Origin of the sequence: Vagococcus salmoninarum (genome assembly GCF_003987495.1) — a bacterium.
Classification (GTDB): domain Bacteria; phylum Bacillota; class Bacilli; order Lactobacillales; family Vagococcaceae; genus Vagococcus_D; species Vagococcus_D salmoninarum.
Genome location: NZ_NGJU01000023.1, coordinates 23,825 through 46,689 on the forward strand (window position 1 = coordinate 23,825; position 22,865 = coordinate 46,689).

The 22,865-nt window shown below is 37.6% G+C and carries 22 protein-coding genes and 2 other annotated features; of the genes, 8 read left to right on the plus strand and 14 right to left on the minus strand.

Features of this window, described 5'->3' with window-relative positions; all coding sequences use genetic code 11:
• Positions 1–272: 272 nt before the first annotated feature.
• Positions 273–1,394, minus strand: a complete 1,122-nt coding sequence (locus CBF35_RS12940) for a DUF7278 family profilin-like fold-containing protein (protein ID WP_126781895.1) — start codon at positions 1,392–1,394, stop codon at positions 273–275.
• 12 nt (positions 1,395–1,406) lie between these two features.
• The gene (locus CBF35_RS12945; RefSeq protein ID WP_126781897.1) at positions 1,407–2,339 is read right to left on the minus strand and encodes an alpha/beta hydrolase; all 933 of its coding nucleotides are present in this window, start codon (positions 2,337–2,339) and stop codon (positions 1,407–1,409) included.
• A gap of 64 nt (positions 2,340–2,403) precedes the next feature.
• Here CBF35_RS12945 and CBF35_RS12950 point away from each other — a divergent pair, with 64 nt between their 5' ends.
• Entirely contained in the window at positions 2,404–2,850 is a 447-nt protein-coding gene (locus CBF35_RS12950) for a GNAT family N-acetyltransferase (protein ID WP_126781899.1), read from the plus strand.
• A 14-nt stretch (positions 2,851–2,864) separates the two neighbouring features.
• Here the strand turns inward: CBF35_RS12950 and CBF35_RS12955 are convergent, their stop codons facing one another.
• Positions 2,865–4,211, minus strand: a complete 1,347-nt coding sequence (locus CBF35_RS12955; protein ID WP_126781934.1) for a DEAD/DEAH box helicase — start codon at positions 4,209–4,211, stop codon at positions 2,865–2,867.
• Between the two features lie 75 nt (positions 4,212–4,286).
• The gene (locus CBF35_RS12960) at positions 4,287–5,228 is read right to left on the minus strand and encodes an AEC family transporter (protein ID WP_126781901.1); all 942 of its coding nucleotides are present in this window, start codon (positions 5,226–5,228) and stop codon (positions 4,287–4,289) included.
• A 143-nt stretch (positions 5,229–5,371) separates the two neighbouring features.
• On the opposite strand from CBF35_RS12960, the gene CBF35_RS12965 reads away from it, so the two are divergent.
• From CBF35_RS12965 to CBF35_RS12980, 4 genes are all read left to right on the plus strand, one after another.
• Positions 5,372–5,887: a hypothetical protein gene (locus CBF35_RS12965; RefSeq protein ID WP_126781903.1), complete on the plus strand. Its 516-nt coding sequence runs from the start codon at positions 5,372–5,374 to the stop codon at positions 5,885–5,887.
• A 13-nt stretch (positions 5,888–5,900) separates the two neighbouring features.
• Complete coding sequence (locus CBF35_RS12970) at positions 5,901–6,656, plus strand: nucleotidyltransferase domain-containing protein (RefSeq protein ID WP_126781905.1); 756 nt, start codon at positions 5,901–5,903, stop codon at positions 6,654–6,656.
• Positions 6,657–6,797: 141 nt separating this feature from the next.
• Positions 6,798–7,475 (plus strand): hypothetical protein, encoded by a 678-nt coding sequence (locus CBF35_RS12975; protein WP_126781907.1) that lies wholly within the window; start codon positions 6,798–6,800, stop codon positions 7,473–7,475.
• Between the two features lie 36 nt (positions 7,476–7,511).
• Positions 7,512–8,171: a hypothetical protein gene (locus CBF35_RS12980; RefSeq protein ID WP_126781909.1), complete on the plus strand. Its 660-nt coding sequence runs from the start codon at positions 7,512–7,514 to the stop codon at positions 8,169–8,171.
• Between the two features lie 50 nt (positions 8,172–8,221).
• Here CBF35_RS12980 and CBF35_RS12985 read toward each other — a convergent pair whose 3' ends face one another.
• Both CBF35_RS12985 and CBF35_RS12990 read right to left on the minus strand, forming a co-directional pair.
• Positions 8,222–9,379, minus strand: coding sequence for an NAD(P)-dependent malic enzyme (locus CBF35_RS12985; protein ID WP_126781911.1), 1,158 nt, complete (start codon positions 9,377–9,379; stop codon positions 8,222–8,224).
• 14 nt (positions 9,380–9,393) lie between these two features.
• Positions 9,394–10,704, minus strand: coding sequence for a 2-hydroxycarboxylate transporter family protein (locus tag CBF35_RS12990; protein WP_126781913.1), 1,311 nt, complete (start codon positions 10,702–10,704; stop codon positions 9,394–9,396).
• A 196-nt stretch (positions 10,705–10,900) separates the two neighbouring features.
• Here CBF35_RS12990 and CBF35_RS12995 point away from each other — a divergent pair, with 196 nt between their 5' ends.
• A complete protein-coding gene (locus CBF35_RS12995; protein ID WP_126781915.1) occupies positions 10,901–12,469 on the plus strand; it encodes a Spo0B domain-containing protein in 1,569 nt (522 codons plus the stop codon).
• Positions 12,444–13,124: a response regulator gene (locus CBF35_RS13000; RefSeq protein WP_126781917.1), complete on the plus strand. Its 681-nt coding sequence runs from the start codon at positions 12,444–12,446 to the stop codon at positions 13,122–13,124. Before CBF35_RS12995 ends, CBF35_RS13000 begins: the two co-directional genes overlap by 26 nt.
• A 114-nt stretch (positions 13,125–13,238) precedes the next feature.
• Here the strand turns inward: CBF35_RS13000 and CBF35_RS13005 are convergent, their stop codons facing one another.
• From CBF35_RS13005 to CBF35_RS13030, 6 genes are all read right to left on the minus strand, one after another.
• On the minus strand, positions 13,239–14,354 hold the full coding sequence (locus CBF35_RS13005; protein WP_126781919.1) for a hypothetical protein: 1,116 nt from the start codon (positions 14,352–14,354) through the stop codon (positions 13,239–13,241).
• Positions 14,355–15,044, minus strand: a complete 690-nt coding sequence (locus CBF35_RS13010; RefSeq protein ID WP_126781921.1) for an ATP-binding cassette domain-containing protein — start codon at positions 15,042–15,044, stop codon at positions 14,355–14,357. It abuts the gene before it with no gap.
• A 198-nt stretch (positions 15,045–15,242) separates the two neighbouring features.
• On the minus strand, positions 15,243–16,430 hold the full coding sequence (locus CBF35_RS13015) for an amidohydrolase (RefSeq protein ID WP_126781923.1): 1,188 nt from the start codon (positions 16,428–16,430) through the stop codon (positions 15,243–15,245).
• Between the two features lie 25 nt (positions 16,431–16,455).
• Positions 16,456–17,274, minus strand: a complete 819-nt coding sequence (locus tag CBF35_RS13020; RefSeq protein WP_126781925.1) for a MetQ/NlpA family ABC transporter substrate-binding protein — start codon at positions 17,272–17,274, stop codon at positions 16,456–16,458.
• Positions 17,275–17,316: 42 nt separating this feature from the next.
• On the minus strand, positions 17,317–18,000 hold the full coding sequence (locus CBF35_RS13025; RefSeq protein WP_126781927.1) for a methionine ABC transporter permease: 684 nt from the start codon (positions 17,998–18,000) through the stop codon (positions 17,317–17,319).
• Between the two features lie 21 nt (positions 18,001–18,021).
• Positions 18,022–19,095 carry a methionine ABC transporter ATP-binding protein gene (locus CBF35_RS13030; protein WP_126781930.1) on the minus strand — a complete coding sequence of 358 codons (1,074 nt, stop codon included), beginning with the start codon at positions 19,093–19,095 and terminating at the stop codon, positions 18,022–18,024.
• A gap of 59 nt (positions 19,096–19,154) precedes the next feature.
• Positions 19,155–19,408: a binding site (T-box leader), on the minus strand.
• Between the two features lie 51 nt (positions 19,409–19,459).
• Positions 19,460–19,720 (minus strand) — a binding site (T-box leader).
• A 225-nt stretch (positions 19,721–19,945) separates the two neighbouring features.
• On the opposite strand from CBF35_RS13030, the gene CBF35_RS13035 reads away from it, so the two are divergent.
• Positions 19,946–20,701: an alpha/beta fold hydrolase gene (locus tag CBF35_RS13035; RefSeq protein ID WP_126781932.1), complete on the plus strand. Its 756-nt coding sequence runs from the start codon at positions 19,946–19,948 to the stop codon at positions 20,699–20,701.
• Between the two features lie 544 nt (positions 20,702–21,245).
• Here the strand turns inward: CBF35_RS13035 and CBF35_RS13040 are convergent.
• Together CBF35_RS13040 and CBF35_RS15140 are read right to left on the minus strand one after the other, a co-directional pair.
• Positions 21,246–21,350 (minus strand): putative holin-like toxin, encoded by a 105-nt coding sequence (locus tag CBF35_RS13040; protein ID WP_126778344.1) that lies wholly within the window; start codon positions 21,348–21,350, stop codon positions 21,246–21,248.
• 792 nt (positions 21,351–22,142) lie between these two features.
• Complete coding sequence (locus tag CBF35_RS15140; RefSeq protein ID WP_425330188.1) at positions 22,143–22,205, minus strand: putative holin-like toxin; 63 nt, start codon at positions 22,203–22,205, stop codon at positions 22,143–22,145.
• Positions 22,206–22,865 lie beyond the last annotated feature (660 nt).

Sequence of the window (22,865 nt, forward strand, 5' to 3'; positions counted from 1 at the left end):
TTTTGACAACAAAAAAACACCATGCAACACAAGGACGACGCTGCGCGGTACCACCTTGATTGCAATGATGTTTCGATCATTACCTCTTAAGCTCTTTAACGAAGAGTACCGTGATAATTTCTTATCAAATAAGTTAAAGGGAGCATTTATTGGCAGTCTTTTTCTTTCAGCTAATGAAAAAGTCTCTGATGTTTTACCTTTTAAATATGGCCTTTACTACTCACATATTATAATCAAACTATTGAAAAAAGTCAATGACTGACTGACTTTAACTAATTTGGATCAATGATAATCCCTTTACGATAGGAATAATGATGAGGATTCAACTTACCAACTAACTGGCTCATCCTTGGTGAACGATAATATGAGCTGAGAGGCAAGATTTTTTCGATTTTATGACTGTCTGCTACTAGTTGGAAAGAACTAAGTTTTTGAATGTTTACATCATCGGTTAATTCAAAGGAATCTTGATTAGCAGGAATTTTCAAGCCAAACATATTCTCAGCCTTAACTCGTTCTTGACAGCCAGTAAAAGGATGACTGCTCTCTAAGTCTATTTCATTGCCCCAGCGAAACAAACGCCGAGTGCCACCACCGACAGCGTATTCCCAACAATCTTCTGACAAAAGTTGAAAACCACTTCGATGAAGAGTTAACCATAGCTCACCGTAGTCTAATAGTTCATGACCATACAACCAGTAATTATCTGGATTATCCTCTTGCTGCTGGATGTAATAATGGTTATTTTTCAAACTGCTCTCAGGAAATGACCACGTTAGACTTTCCGCTAGGCTTAGTTGCGGTTGAAAAAGAGTTTCTAATTCCCCTTGGTATTTCGCTAAAAATTCTTGGTTCCCTTTAAAAACCCCTGTGACACTTTCGTAGGCGCCAAGGAGGAAGGTTCCCACTGGTTGCGCTTTTTTAGCTACTAACATCGCCGGAATATCAACTTTCCGTAAAGGTGTTGTCAAATCATTGATATAGCGATCAATCTCGCTCAAGTCCGTTAAATCATAGTCATTGTCACTGAAGCTTGATTCAGACATGGCTGAGTCAAGCTCCTGAGTCGAAAGCTTGCTTTGATAGCGGAGCTGATCTAAATACAAATCCAAGCTAGCTTCTAACAAGTCAGAAGTTTGCAAGCCTTTCGAGCCAAAGTCCCAACCTAACACCGTGTCTTTTTGACCTGGGATTAAGACAAATGATTCCCCATTTATTTCCAATTCAAAACTACGACACTTCATGCCGCGCATCTCAAAAGTAACTAAGCGACTATTTTGAACAACAGTTCCAGGTTTCAAGTAGAAACGTAACACTCCCGCAAAAACCTCCTGCTTTTGTTCATCACTTAAGGTTTTCCATTGATTCAATTGTAAATAATTATAGAAATCCATCTGCCTCACTCCTTAATTATGATATTTGGCGATAAAATCTGAAACTACTTTTTGATAAGCCCCTTTATCTGTACTGAAAGCGTGAGCGTGAGCAGCCCCTTTAACAATATAAAGTTCTTTTGGCCCTTTTGTTGCTTCATAGTTTTGATAAACCATTTCCGTCGGCACAAATTTATCTGCATCACCGTGAATAAATAACGTTGGTAAGTCATTTTTAGCTAACTGAGCCACTGAACTAGCTTCGTTAAAATTATAACCTGCTTTGATGCCTGAATACATTGAAGTTAAGGGGATCAATGGAAACGCCGGCAAGTTAAACATCTCTTTTAATTGATAAGTCAATTCTGCTGTGACTGTGTCATAACCACAATCTTCAATGATTAATTTGACTTGTGGCGGCAGTTTTTCGCCAGCCGTCATCATCACTGTCGCCGCTCCCATACTGACTCCGTATAAAATAATCTCAACCTCACCATTGTAGTCTTTGATCATCTCGTCAATCCACTGGACGTAATCTAACCGATCTGGCCAACCAAAGCCCATATATTCACCTTCACTAGCACCATGGGCGCGGGCATCTGGTACAAGTAAGTCATAACCCATGTCATAAAACATTTCACCAAACTCCTGCATGCCGTCGCCTTGGCTCGTGTAGCCATGAGCGATAATTGCCAGTTTAGCCTTACTCTTTTGTTTTTGTTTGATGTGCTTAGCTTGTAAGTTTAAGCCATCCTGACTTTTTTGCGTTAAAGTGATTAGTGGCTGTTCCGCAAAATCCCAAGCCACTGGATTTTCTTCAGTACTTCCCGAAGCTTCTCCGCCACCAATAAAATCTTTTTCACCACGAACGACAGCATAGTTAAAGAGATAGTTAACGCCCCAGCCTAAACCACCTACTACACCGATTACTAATACAATTAAGATACTAATTAAAAACTTTTTCACACATTGGTCCCCATTTCCGCTACAATTAAGTTAACATCTCTCATTATAAAGGAGTCTAATCGAAATGAACATCTATTTTTCTAATAAAACCTGGGTCCAAGCAGCAGCGTATTATTTACGAATGAGGGTCTTCGTCCAAGAACAAGGGATTCCTCTCACCTTAGAATTTGACCACCTTGATACTGATCAACGGGAGTATGTCTTGATCATGAATGATTCCCAGCCAGTCGGCACGGTTCGCTACCAACTAGCTAATCCAACAACTTTACAACCAGACCGCCTCTGTGTCGCTTTAGCTTATCGTCACCAAGGGATCGGTCAACAACTACTAGCAATTATTGAAGAACGAGCTTGTCGTGAAGGTTGCCTTTTATCAGAGTTAAGTGCCGAAATCACTGCAACTGACTTTTACTTAAAGTTAGGCTATCATGTTAGCTCACAACCTTTTCTAGAAGATGGGATTCCTTGCCTTAAAATGACAAAAAAACTACTGAGAAATGACTCTCAGTAGTTTTTTGCTTAATCTTAACGTTTTGTTTTTTTAGCTTTTTTGATTGTCCGAGCTTGAGAACGACGTTCAATTCGACGTTGCATTTGGTCTTTATCAGCAATGGCTCGTTCAATTTTTTTCTTGTAACCTGGTTTAATGTTTTTCTTTTTCTTCTTCACTAAACCAATTATTTCAGTATCTAATTCTTTTGTCGATTTATTTCGTTGAGTACGACGGTTACGGTCATAAGTATCAACGATTTCATCGCCTTTAAACTCTTTTGGTTTAAAAATGATTCCTAGTTTTTCTAATTCATTAATTGACGTCTCATCACTTGGTGTATACAAAGTGATTGCCGTACCAGCCATGCCGTTACGACCTGTTCGGCCAACTCGGTGAATAAAGAAATCAAGTTCATGGGGAACTTCTGCATTAATAATATGAGAAACCCCTTCAATATCAATGCCACGAGCCGCTAAATCTGTGGCAACGACGTATTGATACTCTAAGTTTTGAACTTGTTTCATGACACGTTTACGTTCACGAGGTAAAATATCCCCATGAATTTTAGCAACTTTTAAGCCTTGAGATTTTAAATAATTAGTAATTTCATCTACTCGTTGTTTCGTATTAGCAAAAACAATTGCTAAATACGGTTGGCCTGTTGTTAATAATTTATAAATCGTTTGGTTGTTATCTTTCCCTTTAGTCGAAACTAACCAGTTATCAATCGTTTCTGAAATGATTGTTTTTGGTTGAATGTGTTCAATGACTGGGTTTTCCATGTATTTCTTTAAAAATGGTTTTAGATTCGTTGGAATCGTTGCCGAAAAGACTAACATTTGTAAGTTAGCTGGTAAACTTGCCGCAATTTTATCCACTTCTTCTAAGAATCCCATATCTAAAGTCATATCAGCTTCATCGACAACAAAACTGAAAGCTGTGTGAGCCCCTAAAGCTTGCTCGTTCACTAAATCTAACACCCGACCTGGTGTCCCAACAACAACATGAGGTTGTTGATTTTTCAACTTGTTGATTTGACGTTGTTTATCGGTTCCCCCAACAAAACGTGAGACGCGAATTTCAGTTTCACTATGTTCTGCTAGTTCGAAAGCCTCCTGATAAATTTGATTAGCTAATTCACGACTTGGCGCCGTAATCAAAATTTGGACTTCATCTTTACTTGGGTCAATTTTATCCATTAATGGCAGTAAAAACGTATGTGTTTTTCCTGATCCTGTTTGGGATTGTCCAACAACACTTTTTCCTTTTTTAATTACGGGAATAAGTTTCGCTTGAACTTCTGTTGGTTCTACAAAGCCTTTCTTTTCTAACGCAGCTTCTAAGTAAGGTTGTAAATTAAATTGTTTAAAAGAACTCAACATCTTCACCTCTTCCTTCTCTTCTTAATTTAAGCACTTTTGCATTATAGCACAATTAGCCCCTCATAACTAAATTTAATTCACTAAATAGATTAAAATCGGAATTATAAATAAGTACAAGATAAACGAGTATGCTTGAGTCGTTGTCGTAAATTCCACATCGGATTTATATTGTTTCGCTAAAACCGGCATTGAATTTTGGGCGGGCATGGCTGATTGAATCAAATAAACTTTTAACATCATTTCAGGAACTTCTATAATGAAGGAAAGTAAAATGACTATTAAGGGCGAAATCAAATAGCGTCCTAAAAGCACCCCAAAAGTATCTTTATTCATCCGTAAATTCTTAATCCCCGTTTGATAAATAATCATACCGATGACAAACATTGATAAAGGAGTTGTTAAACTACTCAGATGACCGGCGAATTTTGTTAAGACCGGAATTGCTGGCAATTGAATTAACATCCAGAGTAAACCAACGATAAAGCCTAACATGGCTGGTGACAATAGTAACTTCATCACACCAAAGACATCCATTTTAACTTTATCGATCGTCGGGTCTTGACTATCAGAAGAGATTAAATAAATCCCAATCGTCCAAAAAAAGGTTGTATTACAAATATAGTATAACAAGACATAAGGAACGGATACTTCACCAAAAATCGCTAAGTTAATTGGTAGCCCCATAAAAATCGTGTTCGAGGCCGTAAACATCGTCTGAAAGACGCCTCGCCGACCGAGGGGGACTTTTGTGAGCTTGCTATAAATGATACTAATTCCGAAAGTCACTAAAATCGAAACTGCCGGTAACAACATCCCAGTAAAAAGCTGCAAGAATTCTTGCCGGTTAAACCGTTCCGTCATATTTAAAAACATATTAAATGGTAAGGCGATATTTAAAACTAGTTTGGAAAATAAATCGATGGTTTGGTTAGAAAACCATTGCTTAGCTGATAAGACGTAACCGACTAGTACTAAGGCGAAAACAACCATAATATTTAAATAAGAATCTAACATTTGCTCTCCTTTTCACTTTTCACTCCTTTACTTATTGTAGCATTAAGTTTCCTTGAATAACATGAAAAGGCCGGTTTTGCTAAAATAATTGCCCGCAGCTTTTTCCCTTATGGTATAATTTCAACAATTAAATAGGAGGTATTATGAAAAAGAACTTACTACTGTTGATCAGTTTCCTACTTCTCATCACTTTATCTGGGTGTTCTCACACTAAGGAGCCTAAAACTCAAGCTAAAACGACTACTACTAGTAGCCAATTAGAACGACCAACTAAACCTGAGATTACTTATCTTGGTGGAAACGAGTTTCGCATTGTTAATCAAAGCGAGACTAATTACGATATTGAATTAGTGTCTTATGAAGTCAAAGAAGCAGATACTTGGCTTTTTATGGAGGAGACTAATTTTTCTTATTTGGAATCAATGGCAGAACGGCAAGCTGCGGAAAAAGAGCCTACTGACGGTCCTCAAACGAAGTCATTACTTGCCTGGGAAACCCATATTGATGCTAGTTGCGATGATATTTACATGAATCATTTTACGATTGACCCCCAAAAAGATTACCGCATCTCGACTTATTTTGTCCCCTTGCTACCAAATTCAAGTGGTAATAACTTACCTTTAGAAAAAGTCGTCACTGAAATTAAGGCAGAAAACTAACGGAGGTACTGACATGGATCAAAAAATTCTCAATGAGATCAAAATAATCGAAATCACGGAAAATGTTAAGATTCTTTACGCTGTCGAATCTGGCAGTCGTGCTTGGGGCTTTCCTTCCCCTGATAGTGACTATGACGTTCGCTTTATTTACGTACGTCCTCAGGCTTGGTATTTAAGTATTCAACCTGGTCGCGATGTGATTGAATACCCGATTTCCGACTTACTAGACATTAGTGGCTGGGACTTAAAGAAAAGCTTGCAACTGTTACGAAAAAGTAACCCCTCCTTACTGGAATGGCTCCATTCACCGATTGTCTATTACAGTGATGGCAAACTAGTTGAAGACTTAAAAGACTTAGTCACTCAGTCTTTTTCCCAAAAGGCCTTACTTTACCACTATTTAAATATGGCAAAAAGTAATTTCCGTAGTCATTTACAAGGTGACGACGTCAAAATCAAAAAATATTTTTACGTCTTAAGACCCTTGTTAGCCTGTCTCTGGTTACGAGACAAACAAGAAATTCCCCCGATTCTTTTTGATGACTTGTTGACCTTAGAGGAAATCCCTGATGAGGTTTTCCAAGAAATCCAAGTCTTACTAGCTAAGAAAGAGATCAGTCACGAGTTAGCTCTCGAACCACAGATTCCTTGTTTAAACTCTTTCATCGAAGATCAACTTACAGAAATCAAGAATTATATCGCCACATTACCAGCTGACAGCCCCCTAAGTTATCCTGTATTAAATGAGATTTTTAATAACTATTTGTAACTCAACTACGATCCGACTTTGGAACAAAGGAAGGTTTTCCTGACTTTGTTCTTTTTTGACGTTCAGCGTAGCATTGCCGTCACAATCATGCTAAACTATTGGCAAATCCACCTGTCACTATTAGTCTTCTAAGGAGGTAATATGTTAATTCTCACATTACTTACTACTCTGTTCCTATTAACTTCTTGCCAAAGCCCCCTACAGACAGATGATGAGTCAGCCCTTCCCCCTCCTCCAACACGTACTACTTTTGAAGAGCATCATTCAGAACGTGACGTCATTCCCCATGTTTATTACGACCAAGTCACTGGCACTCTCCTTGATTTAGCTTTTTGGCTTCAGCACAAAGACTTGCCATCACTAACTTTAGCAATTAATTCTACTGATACTTGGGAAGAGTTAGAAATTAGCTTTCATTCAATGACCCTTTTACCGATTACTAGCCTTTTATTTCAAGAAGTTCATGAACATACCGGGTTGCATCAAGGGCTTATCATCCTTGAAACAAGGATTCAAAATTCAAGCCCCTTTGCCTTTGACGTTGATTATGATAATTTCTATTTGCTAACTACTGACAACTTGAATTTAACAAGTTCTAAATTTTTCATTGAGACTATTCAGCATCTCCCCATTGCAGAGACAAACAAGGATTCTCAACTGACTAGTGGTTATTTTATTTTTCTGCTTGATGACTTTGCCTCCTTAACAACCTTAAAAGAGTGGCGAATTCATCTCCCCTTAGTGCCTTCAGAAACTGAACTTGACTCCCCGATTTCATTAACATACGAAGCTAGCTTTTCTACTATCGGTACTGACTAACAAGCTAACCAAGTGCCCTTTACCAAAGGAGGTTCTATGAACTATTTACTACTATTATTAGTTGCCTTGTTCTTAACGGCTTGCCAAACTGCTGCACCTGAAAAAGCCGATAAGCAAAAGACTGCTCCTTCAATTTCTCAACTCAGTCAGCGAGATGACTTGCCAACTGCCTACTTCGCCCAACCTTACGCCCACTTAATTGACTTACAAGCCTTGATTAAAAGAAAAAGCCAACCATCCTTAACTTCACCTGTCAATCATCTGGAAAGATGGCAAGACTTAGACATTCATTTCCATGCCTTCACAATTATCCCGATAACTAGTCAGTTGCTCCCTGATTTTCAAGAACTGACTGGGGATAGTCAAGCTGTTTTAGTCTTACATCTCTCTATTGAAAATGACACAGCTTATCATTTTGAGGTTGATTTCGATAATTTCTACTTGGAATCACCTGAAGGGACAACTTTTCCAGCAACGGCTGAGTTCATCAATAGTATTGCCAAAATCCCGCCCTATTCACCGAAAGATGATCGCAAGTTAACCCAAGGCTACTTTACTTTTCAAGGAAGTGAGTTAACGAATCTTCATTTTATGGAAACAGTAAAGATTCACTTACCTTTACAAGTATTTGAAGGGGAAGAACTCCTTGAAATTGCCACTTACCAACAAGAGTTACGGATTGATCTTTACGGATAACTAAAAAAGCCAAAGCTCTCTACTTAAAGAGGAGACTTTGGCTTTTAACTTTATTTAGTTACCGCTTGACGGACACTATTAGCAACCGTTTCTGCAACACCGGGTTTGAAAGCTTCAGGCATTATGTATTCGGGACTTAACTCCTCATCACTAATCATGGCTGCAATCCCTTCGGCCGCCGCAATTTGCATTTCAGTCGTAATTTCCGTGGCACGAGCGTCTAAGGCACCTCGAAAAATCCCTGGAAATGCTAAGACGTTATTAATTTGATTCGGGAAGTCACTTCGACCAGTCCCGACAATATAAGCCCCTGCCCCTTTGGCTTCATCTGGAAAAATTTCCGGTACTGGATTAGCCATAGCAAAGATAGTTGCTTTTTCATTCATTAGACTGATCCAAGCTGGTTTTAAGACTCCTGGGGCTGAGACGCCTACAAAGACATCCGCTCCTACTAAGGCATCCTCAAGACTACCAGACTGATGAGTTAAGTTAGTGACTTTAGCAATGGCTTGGTGATGTGGTGGTAAATCTTGGTTCGTTTCAGAAATAATCCCGATTTTATCGACAACTTTAAGATGTTTTACCCCAGCTTTTAAGAATAAACGAGAGATTGCTAGACCTGCTGCTCCGCCACCATTGATGACGACTTGAATCTCATTAATTTTTTTATTAGTTAAACGTAAACTATTGAATAAACCTGCTAAGACAATAATCGCTGTTCCATGTTGATCGTCATGAAAAACGGGAATATCTAACATTTCTTTTAAACGTTTTTCAATTTCAAAGCAACGAGGGGCACCAATATCTTCTAAATTAATACCACCAAAGGAAGGGGCTAAAGCAGCTACAATTGTTATGATTTCTTCTGTGTCTTGAGTATCTAAAGACAGAGGAATCGCATCGACATTGGCGAAACGTTTAAACAAGGCAGCCTTGCCTTCCATTACTGGAATCGCTGCTTCTGGTCCAATATTGCCTAAGCCTAAAACTGCCGAGCCATCAGTAATAACAGCTACTAAATTTTTCTTAGTTGTATACTCATAAACTTTTTCTTTGTCTTCGGCGATTGCTAAACAAACCGCTCCAACACCTGGGGTATAAGCAATTGCTAAATCTTCCATTGACTCAATTGGTACTTTTGGGACAACCTCAAGTTTGCCACCTTTTTCTTTACTCATTGCTAAAGCTAGTTCTTTTACATCTGTCATAGTTGCCACTCCTTCTAAAAGAATATTTTAAATAAAAAAGTCATTGTTAAAACTGTAATTGCTCCACCAAGACGAGTTGCTACTTGGGCAAAAGGCATTAAATTCATGCGATTAGCCGTTGATAAAATTGCGACGTCGCCAGTTCCACCCATCCCACTTTGACAAGCGGTAATGATGGCAGCTTCGATTGGGTACATATTCATTAAACCACCTACAAAGTAACCAGTTAAAACCACTGTTAAGACTACTGAAATAACGACAACAAAATATTGCCAAGATAACATGCCCACCACATCTTTTAAAGGAATGTAAAGCATGCCTAAACCGACCATTAAAGGAAAGGTGAAATTCGCAGAAATAAACTTATAAAGTTGTTTTGATCCCCGCTCCATTTCAATTGGTAACAAACTTAAATATTTAATTAAGGCCGCTACTAAAATCATTAACACCGGCCCAGGGAAACCAGTTAAGTGCTGTAATAATCCACCAGTAATAAATAAGGTTGAAGCAATTAACACCCCTGCTCCCATTAACTTGACGTCAATTGGCGTGTCATCTTCTTTCATGGCATCAGACATATCATCGCCAGTAACTTTGACTAACTGACCATTGCCACACTTGTCTTTCTTCTTACCTGCTCCTAAACGACTAAGAACGGCAGCACTCATAATTGCGAAGAAGTTCCCGATAATCGTTGCCGGAATTAGTTGACCGACTAACTGCTCACTAGGAATACCAGTAATGGCACTGTACCCTAAAGATAAAGGTAAAATTCCTTCGCCAATCCCACCTGCTAAAACCGGTGTGACAATAAAGAACAACGTATGTTTAAAACCTAGACCTAATAAACTGCCAATTGTCGTTCCAATAATCATTGCTAAAATCATGCCACATAACATGGGAATAATCATTCGCATCAAGCCTTGAACTAAAATTTTACGGTGCATACCTAAAATACTGCCACAGACGAGACAAGCAATATAGAAATATAAAAAATTCGCTTGCTTCATTAACATGTCAGTTGCTGCTAACGTATTTTCATTAAAAAGATTGAAAAAGACCATAATTGAAGGAATCAACAAGGACATGATTGCCGGTCCTCCGAAATGTTTTAAGCCAGGAATATTAGCTCCGATAGTGCCTAATAACCAACCTAAAGACAAAATGACCGCAAACCCACCAATCATCGAAACCGGCAATTGCCCTAAGTATGCCGTCAATAAGATAATACTAGTTAAAACGAGATAAACTGGTAAGGGCACTGGCCCAACTTTAATTTGTGAAAAATTAATTCCTTTCTCCTCTGATTTTCCTTTACTTTCCATTAACTACCTCCTGTGATAACGTTTTCTTGTGGTTCGAACTTAGTATACAAGAATAAAATAGTTAATTGGCATTCTTTAAGTTGTTTAAGTGTTGATTAAGTAATTAAAGCTAGAACTTCACAAGATAGCCATTTTGTTACCTTTTAGACTATGTTAAACTATGGTTAAATAACTAAACTGATAAAAGAGGGTTGCTATGAAAAAAAGTCGTTTTTCATTATGGATGCGCTTAACTTTATTAATCTTATTAGGCATTATCATCACAGTGAGCTTCCTATTCTACCGAATCAATCAACAAATCATAGAAACAAACCAATTACGTCAAGAGAAAACACTTTTAGAGTTAGGTCATTTTCTTGCTCGTGATCAGCAAGTCATCGCTGCTTTAAAAAGTGAAACTAGTACACCTGAAATTCAACAACTTACTCAGGCAGCCGAAAAAGATTTCGACTTAGATTTTGTTGTTGTTATGACAATGGCGAAAATCCGCTTAACACATCCTAATCCTGAAAAAATTTACCAACCTTTTGAAGGGGGCGATGAAGAACAGGCTGTTACAAAGGGGGTTGAAACTGTCTCAACTGCGACTGGTACTTTAGGTCAATCTTTACGCGGATTTGTTCCGGTATTCGATCGAAACAAGGAAGAAATTGGAGTTATTTCAATTGGTATGACTACTACTCGCCTTAGTGAAACCTTAACCCAGGCTCGGAAAAACTTGTCTTTAAGCTTATGTTTAAGCTTATTTATTAGTTTGATGATTGCTGTCTTTACAGCCTTTACTTTAAAGCGACAAATGCACGACCTTGAGCCAAAAGAAATCGGGATTTTATTGGAAGAACGTAATGCCATGTTCCAAAACTTACATGACGGGGTTATAGTGACTAATCAACGAAATGAGGTCACCTTAGTTAATCAAGCTGGAATAGTTATTATTGAAAAGTTAGCACATACAAGTAAGCCTTTTGGTAAGCAGATTGCTAGTCTCATTCCTATGATTACAGAGTTTCAATCTCGAACAAAAACAATTACCGATGAAATTTATCAACAAAATGGGGTTGATTATTTAATTTCAGTGGCACCAATTGTTGTTAGAAAACAACAAGTTGGCCAAATTTTAATGATTCGTGACATGACCGATTTAACATCACTTCATGAACAATTAATTAATACGACCGCCTATGCAAGTTCCCTACAATCACAGTCTCATGACTTTTTAAATAAACTTCATGTCATTTACGGTTTGTCTGACATTGGCGATGCTGAGGCGTTACAGATTTATTTGCAAAAGATTCTAGAGCCGGAACAAGAATTTTCCAGCCGCATGGTTTATTTAATTCATAACCCAATTATTGCCGGCTTTTTAATTGGTGAACGGAGTCGTTTTCTAGAAAAACAGTTGCCTTTTATGGTGGAAATCTATCCTGACATTCCACCATCCTCTAATCAACAAAAAGTCCAACTGTGGATGAATATGGTTCGAGTGATTCATGATTTTTTATTAAGTCAAACACTCAAGCAATTTGCTATGCGCCTTGGTTATCAAAACAAACAGCTTGAACTAGTTTATACTTTACCAAATGACGATTTTTTAATTCCAGCGCTTAGGAGCCTTTTACATACGAAATATTTCGATAACTTACTTAAAACTACTAATGGTCGTTTCACTTTAGAAAATCAAGGTCAAGCCTACAAACTGATTTTAACCTTGCCTTACATTAGTACTAAGGAGGAAGAAAATGACATACCAAACATTAATTATTGAAGATGATCCCATGGTCTTGTATATCAATCAACATTATTTAGAAAAAGTTCCTGGCTTTAGTTTCGCTGGCAGCGCCACTACTTTTGATGATGGCCTCCATTTATTGACGAATCAAAGCTTTGATTTAGTTTTAGTCGATGTCCATTTAATTAGTGGCAATGGTTTTGACCTAGTCAAAAGCATTCGACAGCAAGGGCTCGATGTGGACATTATTATGATTACTGCTGCTAATGAAAGTCAAGACATTCAAGAGATGCTCCGTTACGGGGTTGTTGATTATATCTTAAAACCTTTTAAGTTTGAACGCTTTCAAGAGAGTCTTCTGCAATTTGCTGAACGGAATCAGCGACTGACAGAACAATCACACTTATCTCAAAAGACTTTTGATGAACTGTATAATAATCTAGCAACTGTTTCCCCACTTCCGATTGAATTAGAAAAAGGCTTAACTCATCAAACTTTAGAGATGATTTTAGACGCCTTAGAAAAATTACCACCTTCTTTTACAATCAATGATCTGAGTCAATCCGTTGAACTTTCTCATGTTTCTATTCGTAAATATATTAAGTATTTAGAAGAACAAAAAATTATTAGTTCTTCCATTGAATATGGCACGATTGGGAGACCAAATACCTTTTATAGGAAAGTAACTTAAATTGGATTGGTAAGTAAATAGCAGAAAAAAGACCAGAGATGACGCATGCTAATTCATCTCTGGCTATTTTTTATTGCTTAGTAGTTTATTCCTTGATAGGCGGACTAAGAGAACTTACAAACGTTTTCGATACTTAACAACGGCCACACTGATTAATAAGACACACAGACTATATCCGAGCAAAACACTTACGCCGCGAGTAACAGTCAAATTACCTAATGGTAGAGGAACAATTTCTGTACCGCCTATGATGACATTGGAAAAATCAACGTAGAAGAAAGGCGTATTTGCTTGGAATCCTTGAGGAATTAAGCCCCTTAACCACGTGTATTGATTACTAGTTAAAATAACGATACTACCAACTAAATTTAACATAAAGTTACTACTAACTAAGGATAACAAAAAGCTCAAGGAACCTAATAATAGTAACCAACAACAGACAAATAATAAGTTTTGCATCACAAAGGAACTGACACTTATTACTGAAACTTCATCGCCTCCCCGTAAGATGGCAACAGGGTAGTTAACAGCTCCTAAGCCATTTAAACTAACTGCAATTAGGGTAGCTAGACTAATAACTACAAACCAACTGGCAAAAATAAAACTAAAATTGGCAAACAGACTTGCTACTAAACTTTTCCATAAGGGCACGGGACTAATGTGTGTCAGCTCATGGTCATGATGACGCTTATCACTTGTAAATAAATTACTAAAGAGCAAAGCGTTAATCATTAAAAAAGTCAACACTTGCTGAGAACTCAAGAATAGTTCCCCCCAGTAATTACTAGCTGGCGGATACGGTTGACTTGGATGAACTCTTTCGATGCCCTCATCAACTAAATAACTTAAGTAGGCAATATTTTTTTCAAGCTCACTAACTGTCAATCCTATGAACCTACCAGCTAAGGTTTCTTCTAAATATGTTTTTTCTAAATTTAATTCCGCGATTAATTCGCCTTCCTGATCCCCACGATTCATGGCAGTTAATACTTCCCTCAAGTACTTCAAGGAAGTCTCATGATAATGAACTTCACTCTCTTCTTCTAATGAGTGAACGACCTCTTCTTTCATTCGTAAATTTTCTTCAAAAAAGTAACGCCGAAACATCGGATCATAATGATTATAAAAGAAAAGTGGAAACAACAGACTGACAAACAACAGACCAATCAGAATGCCATTGGCTTTATCTTTAATAATTTTTAAATAGTAATTACTAATTAAGGTTCCCATTCACTCACCCTCCTTAATCATATATAATTCTCGATATATCTCTGAAATTATTTGAAGGTTCGTTGTACTGTGGCTAATTTTTTTATCTTTCATAAAAATTACCCGTTGACAGACCTTTTGTAAATGGTGAAGATTGTGGGAAGTTATCATCACGGTCTTCCCTTGCTGATGTAAGCGTTGAAATAAGCTGTTGACTAATTCGACACTACCTAAGTCGAGACCGTTTAAAGGTTCATCAAACAACAAGACTGGCGCATCACTAATTAAATACATGCCAATTAATAAATGTTGCTTCATGCCTAAAGATAAATGCTTAACTGGTTTTTTTCGGTATTTCTCCATCCCTAAACGATTGATGACATCTCTGACTTCCAAGGGGCTTTGCCACATCTTTTTAACGTAAGCTAAATTAGTTTCAGGGGTTAAATTAGTCATCAGACTTTCGTTATTTTCCAAAAAAAACAATTGCTGGAAATATTTTTCTCGTTCCTTAGACTGATAGCCGTTAATTTCAATCGTCCCTTCTTGGCAACCAATCAAATTAGCAATTGCTCGAAACAGTGTCGTTTTGCCAGTACCATTAGGGGCCATTAAACCTAAAATTTCACCTTGTGGGACTTCCAAACGCAATTGATTAAGAATCAACTGCTTACCTAAACGGACTTGCACATCTTTAAGTTCTAGGTTCATCACACTCACTCCTTTACTAAAGGACTCTTTCTTCTCAATAATTCGTAGTTAAAGTAACTTTTCAGAAAATTCGCAACTAGTGAGTGACTTAGGACTTTAATTGCTTAAAAGTATACTGGACAATGTACTTCTAAGCAATTGTTAACACAAAAAAAGAAGAGATTTCTCCCTTCTTCAACTTTTTTTAGTTTCGCTGTTTTAAATAAGCTGTAAGTAACTTAAAGCATAGCGTAAATGATATTGACTAGCTAGCAACAAAGCGCCCTCATCAATATCAAAATTTTCATGATGGTGAGCAAAGTGAGTCTCTGGATTTTCAGGATTGCGGGCGCCAACGCGACCGTAAACCCCTTGAGCCACTGCTAAGAAATCGGCAAAATCATCCGCTCCTAGACTTTGGGGGTTATCAGTAATCACATTCTCTGCGCCAACTAATTCACCGGCGACTTTTTCGGCTAATTTAGTTGCTTCAAGGTCATTGATTAACGGAGCAGCCGCATCATAGACCTCAAATTCAATCGTTGTCCGGTGAGCTTCTGCCACACTTCTAGCGACTCGCTCAACAGCACTTAGCACATAAGCCCGGGTTTCGTGACTAAAGGTTCTCACAGTCCCTTCTAAGTTTGCTTGATTGGCAACAATATTGTAGCGGGTTCCGGCATTCAAGACCCCAACTGCTACGACGGCACTGTCTAAAGGATTAACTTCCCGAGCGACAATTTTTTGTAATTCAACGATAATACTAGCTGCTGCTAACAGAGCATCTCTGCCTAAATCAGGGCGAGCAGCATGACCACTTTTGCCATGAACTTTAATTTTAAAAATATCACAAGAAGCGTTAGTTGGTCCTGGTGTTGCCACTAGTTTGCCAACAGGGGTACTTGAATCTAAGTGAATCCCAAAGACTTGATCCACTCCTTCAACAAAACCGCCCTCGACAAATTGCCGAGCACCAGCCCCAATTTCTTCCCCTTGTTGGAAAGCTAACAGAATCGTGCCAGTTAATTCAGCTTGATGTTTAATTAATACTTTGGCTACCCCTAATAATGAAGCTGTGTGACCGTCATGTCCACAGGCGTGATTTAAGCCGGCATTTTTAGAAGTATAGCCTTTATTTGTTGCGTCAGCTAGTTCTAAAGCGTCAATGTCTGCCCGTAATAAAATTGTCTTCCCTTCATTGCCACCTTTGATTGTCCCTAAAGTTCCCGTTTCGCCGACACTGACAAAGTCAATGCCGAACTCTTTAAGTTTTCCTTGAATGTATTTTTGAGTCTCATATTCTTTTAAGCTGGCTTCTGGGTATTGATGCAAATGACGACGCCAATGAATAATCTCCCCTTCGATTTCCTTTAATTCTTGATTAATGTTCTCCCAATTGATTGTCATAGTTAAGCCCTCTTTTCTTTATTTTTTACCAAGCTGGCACTGAGCTGCCTTTTGATGTCTCATCGATAACTTTTTTCGTTGCTTCTGTTTGATATTCTTTAACAATTTTTTTGAAAACTTCCTTGTCTTTATTTTCAGTTGTTGACACGATGATATTAACGTATGGTTTTGACGTAGCATCGATTGGCTCTAAGAAAATCCCATCTTCTGAAGGCACAAAACCGGCATCGACTGCTAAGCCACTATTAATTAAAGCAATGTCCACATCTTGTAATGAACGGGCAACTTGGGTCGCATCTAACTCACTAATTTTTAAGTTTAAGTTATTTTCAGTTACGTCTTTTGGTGTTGGTGTCGTTTTAGCTGCTGGATCGACTTTAATTAAACCGGCTGTTTGTAATAGTAATAACGCTCGACCACCGTTTGTAACATCATTGGGAATTGAGACTTTGTCACCCTCTTTTAATTCTTTAATGTCTTTAATTTTATCTGAGTAAATTGCTAAGGGGGCGGTAACGGTATCGCCAATTGCTACGAGATCGGTTTTATGTTCTGTATTGTAGTTATCTAAGAAAATTTGGTGTTGGAATGAATTTAAATCAATTGAACCATCAGCTAAGGCCGCATTTGGTTGATTGTAATCAGTGAATTTCACGATTTCAACTTCAATTCCTTGGTCTTTTAAACGGTCTTGGACATCTTCCCAGACTTCTGTGTTTTCACCAACAACGCCGAGTTTTACTTTTTCGACACCTTTATCTGCTGCTTCTTTTTTGCCACAACCAACTGCTAAAACGCTCAATGCTACTAATCCGATTAATCCAATAAGTGCTTTCTTTTTCATAATATATTTCCCCTTTAAGTTGTTTTATTTTTTTATCTACTGTTATGCGTGATCGGTTTTTTTAATTAAATAATTACCTAATGCTTGACTCATAAAGACTAAAACTAAAATAATTAAGGTTGCGACTAAAGTCACGTCGTTTTGAAAACGATTGAAGCCCCGAGCTACAGCTAAGTTTCCTAAGCCGCCGCCCCCAACCGCTCCAGCCATGGCTGTTAAGCCGATTAAATTGATAATCGTTAAGGCACTTGCTCTAACGATGGCTGGCAATCCTTCCCGTAAATATACCCGAAAGATAATTTCTAAAGTACTAGAGCCCATTGACTGAGCAGCTTCAATCACCCCGTGATCCACTTCTAGTAAAGCGTTTTGAATTTGCCTTGAAAAGAAAGGCACCGTTCCAATAACTAAAGGGACAATCGAAGCCGTCGTTCCGATCATCGTCCCTACTAACAATCTAGTTAGAGGCGCTACGGCTACTAACATAATAATAAATGGAATTGAGCGGCAGACGTTTATTAATTTATCTAAGGTTCCATAGATAAGTTTATGGGGTTTAATCCCATTCCAATCGGTGACTACTAAAATAACACCTAAAATAATACCGATACTACCGGCAATGACTGCCGTAACTAAGGTCATATAAATCGTTTCTAATGTACTACTGACAAATTCATCTGACAGTTCAACCACATTAGGAATGTACTTCACTAATAATTCTGACATTGTGCTCCTCCTTGTAAAAGTCTAACTGACTTGTTTCTGATTATTCTTTTGATTAGCTGGCTGAGGTAACTTAATCTCAGTTACTTTGACTTGATGTTCTTTTAAATAAGCAATTCCTGCTGTAATTTGTTGACTATCTCCAGCTAGAATCACAATCAAGTTCCCGATTGGCGTTTGATTGATAACGTCAATGTCACCATATAAAATATTCGCTTCGACTTGATAAGTACTATACAATCTAGCAATTAACGGTTGGCTTGTCTGACTACCAACGTAAGACAAGTGGACTAGTTTATCTGTTGGTTGCAGTTGGACAATGGCTGGGTGATCGCCAATTGTTTCAATGGCTTTGTTTAAATGATTGGCAGTTTGGATAAAGTCCCGCGTTAAAGCTTGCTCTGGTTCGCTAAAGATTGAGACAATTTCCCCAGCTTCAATTACCCGGCCATCTTCCATCACAGCAACTTTGTGACAAATTTCTCTGACAACTTGCATCTCGTGAGTAATTAAGACGATTGTTAAGTTCAACCGTTGATTAAGTTCTTTCAACAAATCTAAGATCGCCACAGTTGTTTTCGGATCTAAGGCACTGGTCGCTTCGTCACATAAGAGCACTTCCGGGTCATTAGCTAAAGCTCTAGCAATCGCCACCCGTTGCTTCTGTCCCCCTGACAACTGACTAGGATATTGTTGCGCCTTATCAGAAATCCCTACAAGCTCTAGCAGACTAGTAACTTTTGCGGTTTTCTCACTTTTACTTAACGCTGAACCACGGAGAGGATAACTAACATTATCAAAAACTGTCCGAGCTTCCATCAAATTAAAATGTTGAAAAATCATACCGATTTTTTTGCGAGCAGCTCGTAACCCTTTGCTATTTAATGCACCTAAGTCTTGATTGTTAATAATGACACTACCTTTCGTTGGCACTTGCAAGTAGTTCATAACTCTTACTAGGGTGCTCTTACCAGCCCCACTATAACCGACGATTCCGTATACTTCCCCTTGTTTAATTTCTAATGACACATCTTGAACTGCTTGAATTGTTTTAGCTTTGTTTTTAAATGTGACATCAATATTTTTTAATGTAATCAACGCCTTACCTCCTTAAATTTGTATAAAAAAAATCGCCCTCTTAACTAAGCTAACCTAGTTAAAAGGACGATTGTTTAATCGTGTTACCACCTTCATTTATTAGTGACTCACATCACTAACCTCTTCAAGTACGGAAGTTACCTTCGATACTCTAGCACTATAATGGGTGCACCCATCGTAGCCTAATGATTTCTCACTCGGTACGCCGCTCCAAGACCATTTTCACTTAGTTAGTGACTTCATCTGCTCTCACCTAATTGCCAGATTCTCTGTAAAAGTATAAATAAGTTACTTTTCTTATCATTGCTTTAAACTATCTAATTAAAATAAAAAACTTCCGTCCTGCAACACAAAAATTCTGTGTTGCAAGGACGAAAGTTAACATTTCGTGTTACCACCTTGATTTGTTTCTCTATTACTAAAGAAACCTTAGCCAGTTCATAAAGTGGTCGATCCAACTTTGTAAACTGCGACACGTTAACGGGTGTCATCACCGTTATTGGCTAACTATTCGCCAATGACTCATCCAAGACCATCTTCAACTTATTAATCATTACCCTTTCTCACCTTACAGGGCTCTCTTTACAATGACGCTTAAATTTACTTTTCTTTTCATTTGAGAAGTTATTTTATTTGTTGATTCAAACTATACACAAATCATTTCCTGATGTCAACACTTTAATTTTTGATTCTTAATTAACCTGGGTATTTCCCCACTCAACTCTTTACTAAAAGACTAAGGTAAAGGGTTTTTAATACATTTTTAATAAATAAGTTTATATTTTGCTTTTAAGTCTAAAGAGCTATACACTAATATATAGTAAGTAACATTAGAAAGGTCGTCAATTACATGAAGCTAACAAATAGAGAAAGAACCATTCATTCGATCCCAACTTTAGAAATTATTCAAGAAGAACTATCAAATCAACCATTGCCCCTAGTGATTTTTTATCACGGCTGGCGAAATAACAAAGAATTAATGTTAACTCAAGGTCGTCGCTTAGCCAACCAAGGTTTTAGAGTTATCTTACCTGATTCTATGAACCATGGCGAACGACGCTTCACTGAAATCTCGACGATTCCTGGCGTGACTTTTTTATCAAGTATCCAATATAACATTATCGAATTCAATTTATTAATTAACTACTTTCAAGAAAGGAATTGGATTCTCGATGAACGAATTGGCGTTGGTGGCTATTCCATGGGTGGCATGACTACAGCCGCTTTATTAGCTCAACATCCAGAGATTAAAGTCGCAGCTAGTATTATGGGAACACCTAAGCCATCTGATTACATTCAACTAATTCAAGAAAAATCACGAGCTATGGGTCGTTACGTTCCCACAGATTTACGGCGAATTTTAAGTTGGGTGCCACTCTTTGATTTATCATTACAACCGGAAAAATTGGCTGGACGACCTGTGCTCATTTGGCATGGAACACTGGACGAAAAGATTCCATACGAAGATGCTTTTAGTTTTTATCAAGCTAATAAAGAGCAAGACTATGCTAAGGAGACGGTTTTCTTAACTGGCGAAGGCGAAGGTCATCTAGTGACGATTCAATTAATGGACCAGATTACAGACTTTTTTGTTGAACATTTGTAACAAGATTTCTGCAAAAAAAAGCGAAAAAATCAGTCCTTCATACTTGTGTCACCCTGCTAATTTTGTTAAACTGTAAGTGAAAAATAGCCGTTAACTTGTCACTACGTAAAACCGTAAAAGACGGTGGCTTATTAACAGAAAAAAATTAACCGCTAACTAGCCAAAGTTATTCTGCGGTTAATTTTTTTCGTCATTTTTTTGCAATTTAACCATTAAAGTAATCAAAGCAATGGTAAATATACACAGCCTAGTATTACTTTAATTGTCTCATATGCAGACAAAAAGGCATTTCCTTTCTAAAGAGTACAGCACTTACTTTCATAAGCACCACCATCATAAGTTTTGCGTTTTAACGTACCAGACTCGAAAGTTTTTACCTTGAATTTACCATCCTTTAAAACTTGTCTTACCACCATTTTCTTGCTATACTACAAGTGAAAAGAGAGCCTAGCTTTCGCCAGATTCCCTTTAGGTAGAACCGTATAAAACGGCAGCGCTTTCGATTAAAAAAAATAACCGTTAACTGTCCAAAGTTAATGTGCGGTTATTTTTTTTCGTCATTTTTTAGCAATTTAACCATCAAAGTAATCAAAGCAATGGTGAACATACCAAAGCCTAGTATTACTTTAATTGTCTCATATGCGGACAAAAAAGCTTTTCCTTTCTAAAGAGTACAGTACTTACTTTCATAAGCACCACCTCCTTTCAGAAAACGCCACCGTCATAACTTTTCTACGTTTTTAACATACCATATTCGCAAAGTTTTTCCTAGAATTTACTATCCTTTAAAACTTGTCTTACCACCATTTTCTTGCTATACTACAAGTGAAAAGAGAGCCTAGCTTTCGCCAGACTCCCTTTATGTAGAACCGTGTAAGACGGTGACTTTTTTAGATTAAAAAAATAACCGCTAACTGGGTAAAGTTAATGCGCGGTTATTTTTTTTCGTCATTTTTTTAGCAATTTAACCATTAAAGTAATTAAAGCAATGGTAAACATACACAGCCTAGTATCACTTTAATTGTCTCATATGCAGACAAAAAGGCTTTTCCTTTCTGAAGAGTACAGCACTTACTTTCATAAACACCACCTCCCTTCCAAGATACCTTCAACTCTTTGAGCTTTAGCTCTTAGAAGTTGATGAGATCGAAGACCTTCAACTCTTTGAGCTTTTAGCTCTTAGAAGTTGATGAGAGCGTATCTCAAAGAATCAAAGGAGCGCCACCGTCATAACTTTTCTACGTTTTTAACATACCATATTTAAAAGGTTTTTCCTATAATTTACTATCCTTTAAAACTTGTCTTACCACCATTTTCTTGCTATACTACAAGTGAAAAGAGAGCCTAGCTTTCGCCAGACTCCCTTTGTGTAGAACCGTGTAAGACGGTGACTTTTTTAGATTTAAAAAATAACCGCTAACTCGGGAAAGTTAATGTGCGGTTATTTTTTTTCGTCATTTTTTAGCAATTTAACCATTAAAGTAATTAAAGCAATGGTAAACATACACAGCCTAGTATTACTTTAATTGTCTCATATGCAGACAAAAAGGCATTTCCTTTCTGAAGAGTACAGTACTTACTTTCATAAGCACCACCTCCCTTCCAAGATACCTTCAACTCTTTGAGCTTTAGCTCTTAGAAGTTGATGAGATCGAAGACCTTCAACTCTTTGAGCTTTTAGCTCTTAGAAGTTGATGAGAGCGTATCTCAAAGAATCAAAGGAGCGCCACCGTCATAACTTTTCTACGTTTTTAACATACCATATTTGAAAGGGTTTTCCTATAATTTACTATCCTTTCAACCTGTTTATATATTAAATAATAAAAAAAAGCGTAACTATCTACTAATTCCAGATAGTGGCTGTATAATTTTTGGTGTGGATGAAGAGATTCATTCACACCTATTTTTTACGCAAAAAAATAGAAACATATGAACTTTCCAGTTAGAATAAAGTTGCTTACACCAATTCAGGGAGGAGAATTCATATGTTTCATAACGATTATATCCGATTATCACTTAATTTAAAAGACCCCAATATCACATTTGCTGAAAAAGCATGCGTTGAACAAAAAATAAAAGGCGTTACTGCAACCCTTTATTTTGCTACTTTGACTTATACACCCACTCATTGTAAATGTTGTGACCGAGAAAACACTGATTTTCT

Bases quoted from the DNA above. Each gene is read 5' to 3' on its own strand.
- CBF35_RS13020 (WP_126781925.1), bottom strand. From the start codon at position 17,274: ATGAAAAAGAAAGCACTTATTGGATTAATCGGATTAGTAGCATTGAGC.
- CBF35_RS12975 (WP_126781907.1), top strand. From the start codon at position 6,798: ATGTTAATTCTCACATTACTTACTACTCTGTTCCTATTAACTTCTTGC.
- CBF35_RS12995 (WP_126781915.1), top strand. From the start codon at position 10,901: ATGAAAAAAAGTCGTTTTTCATTATGGATGCGCTTAACTTTATTAATC.
- CBF35_RS13010 (WP_126781921.1), bottom strand. From the start codon at position 15,044: ATGAACCTAGAACTTAAAGATGTGCAAGTCCGTTTAGGTAAGCAGTTG.
- CBF35_RS12970 (WP_126781905.1), top strand. From the start codon at position 5,901: ATGGATCAAAAAATTCTCAATGAGATCAAAATAATCGAAATCACGGAA.
- CBF35_RS12950 (WP_126781899.1), top strand. From the start codon at position 2,404: ATGAACATCTATTTTTCTAATAAAACCTGGGTCCAAGCAGCAGCGTAT.
- CBF35_RS12940 (WP_126781895.1), bottom strand. From the start codon at position 1,394: ATGGATTTCTATAATTATTTACAATTGAATCAATGGAAAACCTTAAGT.
- CBF35_RS13005 (WP_126781919.1), bottom strand. From the start codon at position 14,354: ATGGGAACCTTAATTAGTAATTACTATTTAAAAATTATTAAAGATAAA.
- CBF35_RS12990 (WP_126781913.1), bottom strand. From the start codon at position 10,704: ATGGAAAGTAAAGGAAAATCAGAGGAGAAAGGAATTAATTTTTCACAA.
- CBF35_RS12980 (WP_126781909.1), top strand. From the start codon at position 7,512: ATGAACTATTTACTACTATTATTAGTTGCCTTGTTCTTAACGGCTTGC.
- CBF35_RS13025 (WP_126781927.1), bottom strand. From the start codon at position 18,000: ATGTCAGAATTATTAGTGAAGTACATTCCTAATGTGGTTGAACTGTCA.
- CBF35_RS12985 (WP_126781911.1), bottom strand. From the start codon at position 9,379: ATGACAGATGTAAAAGAACTAGCTTTAGCAATGAGTAAAGAAAAAGGT.
- CBF35_RS13000 (WP_126781917.1), top strand. From the start codon at position 12,444: ATGACATACCAAACATTAATTATTGAAGATGATCCCATGGTCTTGTAT.
- CBF35_RS12960 (WP_126781901.1), bottom strand. From the start codon at position 5,228: ATGTTAGATTCTTATTTAAATATTATGGTTGTTTTCGCCTTAGTACTA.
- CBF35_RS13015 (WP_126781923.1), bottom strand. From the start codon at position 16,430: ATGACAATCAATTGGGAGAACATTAATCAAGAATTAAAGGAAATCGAA.
- CBF35_RS12965 (WP_126781903.1), top strand. From the start codon at position 5,372: ATGAAAAAGAACTTACTACTGTTGATCAGTTTCCTACTTCTCATCACT.
- CBF35_RS13035 (WP_126781932.1), top strand. From the start codon at position 19,946: ATGAAGCTAACAAATAGAGAAAGAACCATTCATTCGATCCCAACTTTA.